This window comes from Marinococcus sp. LNSP9103-4 (assembly GCF_056034345.1).
In genome coordinates this window covers 1-12,879 of sequence record NZ_JBQLIA010000040.1, presented here as the reverse complement: position 1 = coordinate 12,879, position 12,879 = coordinate 1, and the positions used below count along the sequence as shown (strand labels likewise).

Here is a 12,879-nt window from a genome sequence, read left to right as displayed (position 1 = left end):
AGGCGATGCTTGTTTATGCGGTGATGAACCTCAAAAAACTCGCCACCTGGCGGTGGCGACAGACGTGCGCCGGCCGTTGGAGGCTTCTTTCTCCCTCAATGGCACAAACAAAGGCCTCCGAAAATGAATTTCGGAGGCCTTTGTCTACAATCTGAAAGAGAGGCTCACGAGCCTCTCTTTAGTTCTACATATACATAGCTGTCTTCTACATAAGCAGAAAACTCTTTTAGTTTACCTTTTACCGGCGCAAGCGGCTTGCCGCTTTCCCGCAGATTGTATTCCCTTCCATGCCACGGGCACCGGACAATGTCTCCTTCATGTTCAAATGAATATTCACCAGGTGCGGTGCTCATAGGAGCACCGTCAATTTTGCCTTTCGACATGCAGGCTCCCTGGTGAGGGCACCGGTCGATAAACGCCCTGACTTCTCCCTCGGACGTCCTACAGACAAAAACCGGGATATTATCCACGCTCCCTGGAATCATTTCCTGCTTTTCCAACTCCTCTTCCCTGCATATAACGGCTGCCATCAGACATCACCCCGAGCCGGCAGTTTCGGATAGAATTTTCTGGCATTTTCGCCGTAGATACGCTCAAGCACATCATCTTCAAGTCCTTTAGGCACGGCTTCATCCGGTGAATCGTAATCCCAGTGCGGGTAATCCGTACTAAAACAGATGATTTCATCGGTCCCCATCTGCTCTACTAAGAGATTCCATTCTTTTTTGCTCATTTCTTCAAGCGGCTGGGTCGTAAATGCCATCCGGTTTTTTATCGTATCACTCGGCATCGTTGTTACCCACGGCACTTCGTGGCGAAGATCCTTAAACTGCTGATCAAGTTTCTTCATTAAAAACGGCACGTACGTGAAGCCGCCCTCAATCATCATCAGCTTCAGATTTGGATATTTCTCAAACACCCCGTTGAAAATCATACTCGTAATCTGTGCCATGTGGGAAGTTGCAATTAAAGAATGCCATTCAATAAAGTATCTTGGCCATTTGCCGAGCGGGGCAGGCGGTTCGTTATGGTGCATGCCGATCATCAGGTCATGGCGCTCAGCCGCTTCGAATATTGGATGGTAGTAAGGATCCCCCCATGCAATATCATCAATGGGCAAAAGCACCTGAATCATTTTTGGGTGAGAGCCGACGCGTTCGATTTCTTTCACTGCGTTCGCTACTTCCTGGGCTGCAATGTGAACGGAGCCGTACAGGCGGCTGTCTTTATCAAGCCATTCATTGATCTGCCAGTCGTTATAGGCACTGGCAAGGGCCGTGGCCATTTCGTACCATCCGTGCATGGAAGACGGAGATGGATCAAGTGCTCCGGTTAAAATACCGAATTCGTGATTGTTGGCATCAAGCAGCTGCTCCTGCATAAACGAAAGGCTTGTGCCCGCTGGTTTTCCGTCCGGCGTTTTTGCGTCAGCCCGGTCCACTCCAGCCACAGCGGGCTGAGTAAATGGCATATGTTTTTCCTGCTGCCAGTGGCAGTCTTCAATATACCTTCTCCACGGCTGCTCTAAGTATGGAAACAAATCTTCATACATTACCCGTTCGTGAATATCAGTGTCGATCAGGCTGTACTTTTTTGTTCGGTTAGTTTTAGCTTCATTGTTTAAAGTCTGCATAAATCAGCATCCTTCCTTTCATCTGCTTTCTAACCGTACCAGATTCGTCCTGGAATAAACAAAGCTCCCTAGAAGTCGTCCGCCTCTGTAAGCTGTGACAGTGAATGTCAGTGAGCATCAGTGAACGTCAGTAGCAGTTTTTCAGTATCTAACGATTTACTTACTAATCTGCTACCTATCACTGGCTGGAAGGATACTAATATTTATTGCAGAGATAATTTTTTGGCAGATGCTAATTTTCTTCGATATATACTAGTGTGACATATATGCTCAAATTGGAATCACTGTTATTTTCAAACCCTATTTTTTCTGTAGGCCCGCATTGAATAAGGTCACCCTCCCTCACGGGGAAATTATCATCCTCTGTATAACAGAGCCCTTCTCCGCTCACGACTAATGCAAATGTTTGAGTGAAGGGATGATCATGGAGAGGAAGGCTTTGACCAGGCGAAAAATTAAATACCACAGCTTTGCAGTTGTTCTTTTTAAAAACAACTTCATTTGCCATTCGGTCTTCGCCGAAAGGAGCTAATTGTGTAAGACTCTGGATTTTCATATTTTTCTTCCTTTCTTCTATTAAATTTAAAAACAGCTGCGGCAGAATCTAAATAGATATGCCGCAGCTGCTGAACCAGTTTTATCTCTGGGTTTTAATTATTCAATCGTGCTTTCCGGCCCGAAAACTTCATAATGGCGACGTTCTGCCGGCACTCCTCTATCCTTTAAAATTCCGTTAACTACTTGCATAAAAGGCGTCGGACCGCAGAAATAAAAATCTGCCTGTTCGTCAGGAAGGACGGTTTCCAGCCACGGGGCATCAATATATCCTTCTTTATCAAACATTTCGTTCGAACGGTCTTCCTCTGTCGGTTCGGAATAACAGGTATAGGCCTCAATGTTTGAATACGTATCTGCGAGCTGCTCCACATGTGCTTTCATGGCATGAACCTTACTGCTGTCAGCGGCATGAATAAACGTTACGTTTCGTTTCGTATCTTCCTGCACGAGTGTATTCAGCATACTCATCATCGGGGTTACTCCGACGCCGCCGCTGATTAGTACAATTGGCATTTCCTCTGTTTCCATCACAAACTCTCCTGCCGGTGCTGCGAACAGCAGTACATCTCCTTCTTTTACGTCCCGGTGCAGATAATTCGACACAATACCGGCCGGGTTTCCGTCCTCGGGGTCCTCACGCTTTACGCTGATCCGGTAAAAATTTTCATTCGGAGCATCCGATAGACTGTAATGGCGCATATGGGTATAGGGTTCTCCTTCGATGTCTGCCTGCAGCGTTAAATACTGTCCCGGCTGCTGCGGTATAATCGCTCCACCGTCCTGCGGCTTTAAGTAAAATGAAGTGATAACATCGCTCTCCGGTACTTTTTCCGCTACATAAAACGGACGGTAGCCTGTCCACCCGCCGCGGGCGGCCTCTACTTCTTCGTACTTGACTGCTTCTTTTTGAATAAAGATATCGGCAAGCGCGTGATACGCTTCTCCCCAGGCATCCAGGATCTCCGGAGTTGCTGCGTCTCCGAGCACTTCCTCCACCGCTTCGAGCAGTGTTTCCCCTACTAACCCGTAATGCTCCGGCCTGACATCCAGGGCCCGGTGTTTTTCCGCTATGCGTTCAATAGTAGGCCGAAGCTCTTCCAGGCGGTCAATATTCGCTCCGGCCTGGTAGACAGAATAAGCAAGAGCTTCCGGCTGTACGCCTGTTTCCTGGTTCGTCTGGTTAAACATATTCCGCAGTTCGGGTGCTTTTTCAAATAACATTTCATAAAAACGGTTGCCGATGGCAGCAGCGTTGGCCTGAATAGCCGGGGCTGTTGCTTTTACAGTTTCAATCGTTTGCGGTGCAAGCATCAAATTCCTCCAATGAAAACGTTTTTAATTTCTACAAAAAGTGTATTATAAATACATATTTAAATCTATACTTTTAGAAATACTTCATTAAACGTTCACATTCAGCTTTTATATACAAAATAACTCCGTTTCCACCTGGAAACGGAGTACTGTATATTTATTTGGCGCATTCAAAGCAGTACAGCCGGCCGTACTCATGAACCCCTTCCATAAAGCCGTCCCGGCAGTAAATTTCTTTGCCGCATTCACTGCATTGGCCCAGATACTCCTCCATCGTTGTCACCTCTTCTTCGTTAAGAATCCTTCGGCTGACGGTCAAGAATTTCTTTTAAGACACGGGCATGATTATACGTTTCTTCCTTCGCAGCAAACACGAGCGTCAACTGCTTATTCTGCTCACGTACGTTCTTTTTTAACTGATCGAGAGCTTCAGTCTGTTCGTTATTCTGTTGAAGCTCCTGCTTATACTTCTCTTTGAATTCGTCAAATTTCTCCGGATCGTGGGAGAACCATTGCCGCAGCTCTTTTGAAGGAGCAACGTCCCTGCTCCATTCATCCACTTTAGCTTTTTCCTTTGCTATTCCCCTCGGCCACACGCCGTCGACTAAAATCCGATACCCGTCTTTTTCCTCCGGGTCTTCATAAATTCTTTTCAATTGAATGGCCATTGTTGCCCTCCTTCTGCTTTATTTTTCTTCAAACATAAAGTCTACGACCTTGTTTACGTGCACCTGCATTGTATCTAAAAACGGAATCGAAAAATCTTCTTCAGAAAGAATTATCGGCAGTTCAGTGCAGCCAAGAATCAAGGTATCAAGCCCGTGTTGTTCGATCATTTCCACGGTGATCCGCTCAAATTCTTTTTTCGTCTCAGGATTTACGATACCATTTTCGAGCTCACTGACAATTTTTTCGTGTAAATACTGCTGTGTGCTTTCAGCTGGCACATAAATATTCTTTCCATTCGCTTCGAACGGCTTCTTAAAAAAATTCTTATCCATCGTAAACTTTGTGCCCAGCAGCCCAATGTTTTCGGCACCCTCATTTTCTGCTGCTTCCACCGCGGCGTCCACGATGCTGAGCATCGGCAACTCGACCTGCTTCTGCACTTCATCGAATACAAGGTGCGGAGTGTTGGCTGCAATAATGATTCCATCAACGTCGAGCAGTTCAAGCTTACGGGCAGCGTTGCCTAAATATTCGATCAGATCGTCCATTCGTTCTTCCGAAATATACGTAAAAATGTTGTACATATTAATGCTATTAATGTACAATTCCGGAAGCACCTGAAGACTATTCTTCTTTTCCTGATACTTTTTAATGATGGATTGATAATATTCCACTGTCGATTCCGGACCGAGGCCACCGATAATACCTATCTGTTTCATTTTTTCTCCTCCTTCATTAAAGCGTTAATATATATTACCAATATATATTTTAACACATTTAGTGTGCACCTCTATTCACCAGGATGATTGCACAATCCGGCCGCCGAATATATAATAAGTATATTAAATATGTATTTTATGCACGAGCCTATAAAAGAAAGGAATGGACATATGCGAATACTTTTGTTCTATTCCACAATGACTGGAAATACTGAAGATATGGCTATTGATACGGAAGAAGAGCTCATCAACCGCGGGCACGAAGTAGAGCTGATGGATATGATCGCCGATGGCCTTCCAAACGAAGACCCCCTCCCTCACGATCTGCTCATTATGGGTACGTATACGTGGGGTGAAGGTGATATCCCCGAAGAAACGGAAGATTTTCTTGAAGATCTTTTCGCCTATGATATTTCCGGCCTTTCAATTTCCATCTTCGGCTCCGGGGATCACGCGTATGAAAACTTCGCCGGAGCTGTGGATGAGATGATCGAGCAATTCCGCAAAAATGGACATAAGGGTGAGATTCCCACCATGAAAGTCGATGTGGATGAAATGGATAACATTGCTGAAGATATTAAAAGCTATGTCGACAGCATCGAAGAAAAGTTTTTAGTGAAATAATAGTCAGCACGAATAACCCCGGGGGCCGTGAGTTCCCGGGGTTACCTTTAATTAATACAGTTGATCTGTCACGGCATTGGCATAAGAAAAACGAAAATCATAAACAATATAAACCCGGCACTGAACCATATGTCCGTTTTTTTATAATTCATCTGTACGTATTCCGTTCTTTCTCTGGAGCCGTCAAACCCTTTCGATTCCATTGCGAGCGCTGTTCTTTCTGCCTTTCGTACAGCCCCTGCCATCAAGGGCACGGCCATCTCTTTCCACTCCCGCATTTTAGGCTTTTTGCCCATCCCTCTGATTTGCCGGGCTCTCCGGATAACCACCAGTTCCTCCCGCAGTTGGGGGAGAAAACGGTAGGCGGCCATCATTCCATAACCAATATTTGGAGGCACATGCCATTTTTGTATCAGGCTTATCACTAAACTCACGGGAGAGGTAGTGAGAACAAAAAGAAGCGACCAGGATGCAAACACCATTGCCCGCAGACCGAGCGAGATTCCTGTTTGAATATTTTCAAGAGCAACCGGCATTTGGAATACATAGAAAAGAACTGTGGATCCTCTTTCGTCAGGAAAAACAACCTGAAGCCATATAAAGCTGAACCCAAAGAGCCCAAATGGAAGCATAAGTACGAGCAGCAGCTTTAACGGCACCTTTCCCAAAAAGGCGACGGCAGCAACCGTTAACAGCAAAACGGCAAGCGGGCGCCAAATATCATAAACGAAAATCATGCAGAAAAATACGGTGAAAAGACTTATCAGCTTCAGCGTTGGATGTACGTGCTGCAAAAAAGCGTTCCGAGTCTGGATTTCTTCAAGCATGGCTTACTGTTTCCTTTTTCTTTAAGCTCATAAGCTTTACTACCGGCGGGCGGACACCGATTTTAGCTAAATCCATGCTCCCACTGAAAAATGCTTCCACGCCGTCATCACAGGCAAGTGTTCGTTCCGCCAGCGCCAAAACCCGTCCAGCTTTTGTATAGACCAGATCCATATCATGCGTCAGCCAGAGAACCGCTTTTCCACGTCGCCGGCACTGCTCAAGCACTTCAAATAAAGCATCGGTATTTCGCTTATCAAGACCAAACGCCGGCTCATCCAAAATTAATACGGACTGGTTGTTCGTTACCATGACTGCCACCGAAAGGCGCCTTTTTTCTCCCTGGCTGAGCTGAAATGGATGATTCTTTCGAATATGTCCGAGCTGAAATTGAATCAGCAGTTCATTTGTCTGCTGATCAATATCTTTTTCGCACCACCCTTCCATTTCCATTCCGTAGCGTATTTCTTTTTCCACGGTCTGTGCTACAAACTGATGCTCGGGCTGCTGAAAAACAATTCCGAAGGTTTTAGCAATTTCGTACGGCTTCAGACTGGCAATATCTTCTCCGTTAACATATATAGAGCCGCTTTTAAGAGATTCCCATCCAGTGAGGACACGTGCGAGCGTGCTCTTTCCTGCTCCGTTTGCACCGACTAGAGCAGTCATTCCCCCTGGGTACAGGGAAAAAGATACGTTTTCGAAAACCGTTTGCTCGCCATAGGCAAAGGCCGCCTGCTTCACCTCCAGAACAGGTGGTTCAAGTGAAGGATCACTTACCTTTTTCGGCTGCGGCAGAGATGCAAGAACTGCTGCAGCGGAATAATCCGCTGCAAACCTCTCCCATTCCAATAAAGTAATGGGAAGAGCGGATTTGGGATCCTCTGACTTTTTCAGTAATTTCTTTCCGGCTTCTGCAGGAGCCGGCAGCCATACTCCTTCTGCTTCGAGTACAGCTGCATGAGAATTGAATATACGTGCCGGGCTTCCATCCGCAGACACCTGGCCATCGTGGTTCAATACGATCACCCGGTCTACCCACTCCATTACTTCATTTAATTGATGCTCAATCAAAACCAGTGTTTTATCACTATCTGCTGCAATGCGGCCAAGAAGCGAAGCCACTGCTTGCCGGCTTACCGGATCGAGCTGGGAGAGCGGTTCATCCAGAATCCATATCCGCGGATTCACAGCAGCTAAACAGGAAACAGCTATTTTTTGCTTCATCCCGCCGGACAGTGTGTCGATACGGGCATCAATGCAGTGAAGCATATCTGTAAATTGTAAGGCTTCGTGTATGCGGGCCTCGATATCACCTGCAGGCACCCGCAGATTTTCAAGCGTGAATACAAGCTCTTCCCGCACGGTCGGCATGCAGAACTGGGTATCCGGATCCTGGAACAAAAGCGCCGCCTGCCTGGCGGCCTCCGTAATACTTTTCACCGCCGGATTTTCCCCAAACACGCTCAGACCGCCCGAAACCTGCGCCTCCACAGAACGCGGAAGAATTCCCTGGATAGCGAGAGCAAGCGTACTTTTGCCTGAACCGCTCGGACCGAGCAGCAGCACGTTTTCCCCAGTACATATTTCTGCTGAAAAACCTTCTATCGAAGGCTTAGCAAAAGGGTACGCAATGGTCAATTTGTCTGCGTAAATCATACAGCATCCCTCTGCTGGCCGAGACGGTATTGACGGCCAAGGGCAAAGCGGTCAAGCACTCCAGTCTTTACCAGCGCATCCGCAAAGCTTTTCCCTGCCCATCCGGCTAAAAGAGCGCCGCTTATAAGCATTGTTACCAGCATAAATACAACAACAGAACCTGCGTACTGGCTGAATCCATAAAGGGCATACTGGGTTAAAAATGCAGCAAACGTTCCGGCCGACCCGGCAAGCATTAATACTGGCAGACGGAACACCCGGTAAAAAACAGAGCGAAAATCAATTCTGCAGCGAGCCCCTGGGTGAAGCCGAGCACGAGCACTGCTCCTGCACTGACAGACCCCGCCATAACTTCAGTGCCAGCCGCAATAAGCTCTGCAAGCAGCGCCGCTCCCGGTTTTTGAACGATATAGGCACAAATCACAGGCGCAAGGATCCAGAAGCCCGCCATCAGGCCTCCTCCAACTGGGCCGAAGATGCCGGTAACCATTTGTCCCAGCAGCACCCAAAGAAGATAAAGGACGCCGAGAACTGCTGAAATAAACGAGATGACGACAATATCCCGGAGGTTTAAGCGTTTGTTTATCATTAGACTTTTTCCCCGTCTGTTAACGTTCTGGCAAAGGGCCAGTCTTTTGCATAATAAGCGTCCTCAAAAAACATATACTCAAGCTGGCACCCTTCCATAAACAACGTCCGCCAGCGCTGTTTTTCTTCTTCTGTGGCTGTTTCTGCCAGTTCATCAAGGCGGTCAATATATTTATACATTTCCCTTTCCTCACGGTCCCCGTAAAAACGAATCCAGTCATTGAACGGATGGGTTTCGTCCGGCTGCACTTCCTCCATCAGCCTTTCACCCACATACAAATACACCCACGGGCAGGCAAGCGTTACCGCAATTACATCACCAAGTGTTCCTTTTTCGGCATGGTGCAGCATGTGAAGCACGTAATGCTGAGATACCGGAGCAAGCGCATAGCCCTGCAATTCCTCATAGCCCACGCCCGCCTGCTCACACAAATTATGATGCGGGTGCGTTTCGCTGTTTAAAACAAAATCAATGGTATCTTTAAACATAACCATGTCTTCTCTTGACGTACACTTTGTTACCCCAATTGCTTTTGCCTTGATCATGGCGTTTAAGTATTCAAAATCCTGCTTCACGTAATGGATAAGAGATGCTTTTGGGAGCTCCCCTTTCCCGATACCCTGTACAAACGGATTTCTCCAGCAGGCTTCAAAAATGTGCTCTGTGTCCTGCCATAAAAGCTCTGAAAATTTCATTGTAACTTCCTCCTTTAAATTAGGAGGGAACCACTACGGGCAGTCAGGACCAATGGGGCAAAAAAAGCCACTCCATTGGTGGAGTGGCTTAGAATAAACGTCCTCTATGGTAAAGCTTGTGCTTTTGAAATAGACGTATTCTGCCGTCTCCACTTTCCTACGCTGGCCTTAACCAGATCAGGTTCAAAGGGATTAAGGTTAGTCCTTATCTCAGCCGCTTTCGGCACCCCTAGTGGATTCCCTATTAAGTTGTCTACACTTTATCATATTATGTCAGGAAGTCAAAGGTGATTTTTATAATCCGCCTTCTCCCTCTGAGCAAAAATCTGCATTCAAAAACCCTGCAGGCCTATGCCAACAGGGTTTTTCTGCATATTACGCGCGGTTCGCCACAGCCCGCGTTTCCTGATAAAAACGTTCGAATTCGGCTACGACATTATCAAGAAAATCAATCGTGCCCTGATCTGTTAAATCTCCGTTTTCATTCATTTTTTCATGGACGGCTCCGATCAGTACTTCATTTCCAGGCAGTACTTTTGCACTCATACCGGGAGCGCTCAGAATCTGGCGAAGATGCATCTGCGCTTTCACTGTGCCCAGGCCTCCAAGAGAAGCTCCTACAAGCATGGTTGGTTTGCCGGCAAAGTCGTAATCGACCCGGGAATTCCAGTCAAGAGCATTTTTAAGCACGCCGGAAATCGAACCGTTATATTCCGGAGTGGCGATAAGCACGGCGTCCGCTTCACGTACAGAACGCTTGTATTCCTGCACATAGTCCGGAGCGTTGCTTTCCTCATCCTGATCATAGTGCGGAAGATCGCGGATATCTAAAATATTAATATCCATGATGTCACTGTAACGATCCTGCATGTACTCCACTAACTTTCCGTTAAATGATTCCTGGCGAATACTTCCTACGATAGCTGCTACTTTCATTTGAACTTTCATCCTTTCGTGTTGAACTTCATTTATATATCATACACACACGTTACTGGCTGTTTCAAGTTATCTGCTTACTTTTTGTAAGTGCCTGATGCAGAGCTGTGTTCTTTTTCTGCACACGCTCCTCCCAGTATTCCCTGTCCCAGTCCGCAAGCTGTTCCGGAGCGACCGCCTGCTCCATGTAACGGGAAAATGAATCCACTTCCTTTAACACAGACGGATCTCCTGTTTTCACGAGCATCGTCAGTGCTTCCATGCAGGCTCCCATTACCGAAATATCTTCGTAACCGTACAATCTCACCTGATAAAAGCTTTTATATAAATATTCCCTAAAGGGTTTTACAGGCATGAATAACCGCAGCTCATTCTGATTGTCAGCGAAGTATTGGTCATTTTTGTGTTCATGGCTGAGTTCGGAAAGCAGTGCCCCAATACGGTTGATGCAGTTCGCTGCTGTGTGTGGATCATTGATTGCAGGCGAAATGGCCCGCAGCGCTATTTCTACAATTTTCTGCATGGAGAATTCGATGTCCTGAACATTGCTTCTCTCTTCTCCTACTAATAAAAAACTTCTCAATATTTTCGGGGATAAACTATGCTTTGACCAATAGCGAAATAAAGGCTCTCCCTGATGAACGTAGTCTCCTACCTGGAACAGGCATTCAACCACGGCTCCCTGCTGCCTGGCCCATTCAATCAGTTCAGGCATTTTCACCATATTGGTATACCCCGACCGTTCGGCATAAACGATTGCTTCTTCGTCATTTCGAAAATCATCGCTCCATTCGCTGAAGCTGTGCACCCCCGAATAAGTGTAGGCATCCCGGATCACCCTGGAGGCATCAGATCTTATATGGCTGATCAAATGATTCACCTGCAGCCACTGGGTGGAGTGATAAATAAAGATAATAAAAAAAGCCAGACAGCCAAGCGCCACAAGAACTGTCAGCATTGGCATCAAAATTTGGCTACTGCCTTCGCTCGAAAAAAGCAGCATATTTACCAGAGTAAATAATACCCCAAACGTAAATACCCCAAGTGTATGCTGCGTCGTCGGGCTTTTCATGAAATCCTGCAGAGCCCTTGGGGTAAACTGTGTGGCATACGTGGTCAGAACGACCATAATCGAAGAAAAACTTATGGTTGTCAACGTCAGCAATGCCGTCACTAATGCACTGTATAAAGAAGTAGCAGTGTTATTTTCCACGATCAGCATAGAAGGCATATTATTGTAAACTGGCCGCAGCACCTGCTGATCCATGATAGAAGCGCCTATTACTATTATTAAGCTAAGAATACCGTAGCATCCTGGAATAAACCAAAACTTGTCCCTGAGTTGTACATACCATTTCTGTTTTTTCATGATTTACCTCCATCTCTGTCATGCAATCCCGCCATTATAAAGGAAATCATCAAACAATGCATTTCTTATACGAATGTTTTACAATAGTATTTGATACTGAATAAAAGGAGACAAATGATGGTAACGTTAAAGACAGAACGAGAGATTGAGCTTATGCATGAAGCAGGAAAAATTCTTGCCGCCTGCCATAAAGAAATCGCCAAAATGGTCAAACCAGGCGTCACTACAAAACAAATTGACGATTTTGTCGAAAAATTTCTGGCAGAACGCGGCGCAACTCCTGAACAAAAAGGGTTTCAGGGATACAAATATGCCACCTGCGCCTCGGTAAACGATGAAATCTGCCATGGTTTCCCAAGATCCCGCCCTCTTGAAAACGGTGACCTCGTTACAATCGATATGGTTGTAAATTTAAACGGAGCCCTGGCGGATTCCGCCTGGACCTATGCGGTTGGGGAAGTAAGCAGTGAACTCGAACGGCTGATGGAGGTTACAGAAGCATCTTTATATAAAGGTATTGAACAGGCCAAAGTCGGCAACCGGATCGGTGATATCGGACATGCGATTCAAACATATGTCGAACATGAAGGCTTCTCGGTCGTCCGGGATTTTACCGGGCACGGCATCGGGCCCACTCTCCACGAAGACCCGCAAATCCCTCATTTCGGTGCCCCCGGCAAAGGCGGCCGCTTAAAGCCGGGCCATGTTATTACGATCGAGCCAATGGTTAACACTGGCGGCTGGCAGAGCAAAATGACCTCCAACGGGTGGACCGCCACTACCCGGGACGGAGGCTATTCCGCCCAGTACGAGCATACCATTGCGATCACAAAAGAAGGCCCGGTTATTTTAACGGGCCAGGAAAGCGTATAAACGTCAAAAAGCGCGGCCTTTAGGGACCGCGCTTTTCATCACTTATAAATTTTCAATCTTATTGTCTTCATAGTCCTGCTGACGTGCTGCTTCGACCTGCATGATGTTTTCAATCGTGCGAACCGATTCCTCTACGCTCATGCTGTGAGACTGCTGCATCCCTTTGTCGATCATTTCAGTTGTGTTCAGTTGACTGTTTGTCAAAACAATAATGCCTCCTTTGAGTATGTTTACATAATAAACCATTTCCCAATACATTTCAACCGAAAATTTTATTTTTTCTGATAAATGAGAATAGTTATAAAGAAAAAAGAAGCCGGCTGGTTTATCCAGCCGGCTTCCCAGGCTGTCGAGAAAGTCTCCTTTCTCGACAGTTTTTTTGTAGGCAAGCGCCCCGAAGGGTCGTATACTAAAAAGAA

The 12,879-nt window shown here is 46.4% G+C and carries 16 protein-coding genes and 1 riboswitch; of the genes, 2 read left to right on the top strand and 14 right to left on the bottom strand.

Annotated features, from left to right (window positions below; translation table 11 throughout):
• Nucleotides 1-164: 164 nt before the first annotated feature.
• The 6 genes from ACTRXG_RS16535 to ACTRXG_RS16510 form a co-directional block, all read right to left on the bottom strand.
• Nucleotides 165-530 carry a Rieske (2Fe-2S) protein gene (locus tag ACTRXG_RS16535; protein WP_091614391.1) on the bottom strand — a complete coding sequence of 122 codons (366 nt, stop codon included), beginning with the start codon at nucleotides 528-530 and terminating at the stop codon, nucleotides 165-167.
• Nucleotides 530-1,633, bottom strand: coding sequence for an amidohydrolase family protein (locus tag ACTRXG_RS16530; RefSeq protein WP_474286010.1), 1,104 nt, complete (start codon nucleotides 1,631-1,633; stop codon nucleotides 530-532). Before ACTRXG_RS16530 ends, ACTRXG_RS16535 begins: the two co-directional genes overlap by 1 nt.
• Nucleotides 1,634-1,865: 232 nt before the next feature.
• Nucleotides 1,866-2,189: a cupin domain-containing protein gene (locus tag ACTRXG_RS16525; protein WP_474286008.1), complete on the bottom strand. Its 324-nt coding sequence runs from the start codon at nucleotides 2,187-2,189 to the stop codon at nucleotides 1,866-1,868.
• 98 nt (nucleotides 2,190-2,287) lie between these two features.
• Nucleotides 2,288-3,502 (bottom strand): NO-inducible flavohemoprotein, encoded by a 1,215-nt coding sequence (gene hmpA, locus ACTRXG_RS16520; RefSeq protein ID WP_474262780.1) that lies wholly within the window; start codon nucleotides 3,500-3,502, stop codon nucleotides 2,288-2,290.
• Between the two features lie 293 nt (nucleotides 3,503-3,795).
• The gene (locus ACTRXG_RS16515; RefSeq protein WP_462868950.1) at nucleotides 3,796-4,170 is read right to left on the bottom strand and encodes a DUF488 domain-containing protein; all 375 of its coding nucleotides are present in this window, start codon (nucleotides 4,168-4,170) and stop codon (nucleotides 3,796-3,798) included.
• A gap of 18 nt (nucleotides 4,171-4,188) precedes the next feature.
• The gene (locus ACTRXG_RS16510; RefSeq protein ID WP_474286007.1) at nucleotides 4,189-4,890 is read right to left on the bottom strand and encodes an aspartate/glutamate racemase family protein; all 702 of its coding nucleotides are present in this window, start codon (nucleotides 4,888-4,890) and stop codon (nucleotides 4,189-4,191) included.
• Nucleotides 4,891-5,061: 171 nt separating this feature from the next.
• On the opposite strand from ACTRXG_RS16510, the gene ACTRXG_RS16505 reads away from it, so the two are divergent.
• The gene (locus tag ACTRXG_RS16505; RefSeq protein WP_322527272.1) at nucleotides 5,062-5,514 is read left to right on the top strand and encodes a flavodoxin domain-containing protein; all 453 of its coding nucleotides are present in this window, start codon (nucleotides 5,062-5,064) and stop codon (nucleotides 5,512-5,514) included.
• Nucleotides 5,515-5,582: 68 nt separating this feature from the next.
• Here the strand turns inward: ACTRXG_RS16505 and ACTRXG_RS16500 are convergent, their stop codons facing one another.
• From ACTRXG_RS16500 to ACTRXG_RS16470, 7 genes are all read right to left on the bottom strand, one after another.
• Nucleotides 5,583-6,341: an energy-coupling factor transporter transmembrane component T family protein gene (locus tag ACTRXG_RS16500; RefSeq protein WP_474286006.1), complete on the bottom strand. Its 759-nt coding sequence runs from the start codon at nucleotides 6,339-6,341 to the stop codon at nucleotides 5,583-5,585.
• A complete protein-coding gene (locus tag ACTRXG_RS16495; protein WP_474286005.1) occupies nucleotides 6,334-7,998 on the bottom strand; it encodes an ABC transporter ATP-binding protein in 1,665 nt (554 codons plus the stop codon). The genes ACTRXG_RS16500 and ACTRXG_RS16495 overlap by 8 nt, the downstream gene beginning before the upstream one ends.
• Nucleotides 7,995-8,234 (bottom strand): ABC transporter permease, encoded by a 240-nt coding sequence (locus ACTRXG_RS16490; protein ID WP_474286004.1) that lies wholly within the window; start codon nucleotides 8,232-8,234, stop codon nucleotides 7,995-7,997. The genes ACTRXG_RS16495 and ACTRXG_RS16490 overlap by 4 nt, the downstream gene beginning before the upstream one ends.
• A complete protein-coding gene (locus ACTRXG_RS16485; RefSeq protein WP_474286002.1) occupies nucleotides 8,234-8,587 on the bottom strand; it encodes an ECF transporter S component in 354 nt (117 codons plus the stop codon). Before ACTRXG_RS16485 ends, ACTRXG_RS16490 begins: the two co-directional genes overlap by 1 nt.
• The gene (gene tenA, locus ACTRXG_RS16480) at nucleotides 8,587-9,282 is read right to left on the bottom strand and encodes a thiaminase II (protein ID WP_474280059.1); all 696 of its coding nucleotides are present in this window, start codon (nucleotides 9,280-9,282) and stop codon (nucleotides 8,587-8,589) included. Before tenA ends, ACTRXG_RS16485 begins: the two co-directional genes overlap by 1 nt.
• 137 nt (nucleotides 9,283-9,419) lie before the next feature.
• Nucleotides 9,420-9,523: riboswitch (TPP riboswitch) on the bottom strand.
• Nucleotides 9,524-9,657: 134 nt separating this feature from the next.
• A complete protein-coding gene (locus ACTRXG_RS16475; RefSeq protein ID WP_474286001.1) occupies nucleotides 9,658-10,218 on the bottom strand; it encodes an NADPH-dependent FMN reductase in 561 nt (186 codons plus the stop codon).
• Between the two features lie 64 nt (nucleotides 10,219-10,282).
• Entirely contained in the window at nucleotides 10,283-11,587 is a 1,305-nt protein-coding gene (locus ACTRXG_RS16470; protein ID WP_474286000.1) for a DUF2254 domain-containing protein, read from the bottom strand.
• Nucleotides 11,588-11,704: 117 nt separating this feature from the next.
• Between ACTRXG_RS16470 and map the strand changes: the two genes are divergently transcribed.
• Nucleotides 11,705-12,460, top strand: coding sequence for a type I methionyl aminopeptidase (gene map / locus ACTRXG_RS16465; protein WP_474262801.1), 756 nt, complete (start codon nucleotides 11,705-11,707; stop codon nucleotides 12,458-12,460).
• A 42-nt stretch (nucleotides 12,461-12,502) separates the two neighbouring features.
• Here the strand turns inward: map and ACTRXG_RS16460 are convergent.
• Nucleotides 12,503-12,879, bottom strand: a 377-nt coding sequence (locus ACTRXG_RS16460) for a YuzK family famiily protein (RefSeq protein WP_474285999.1), incomplete at its 5' end; no start/stop codon positions are given.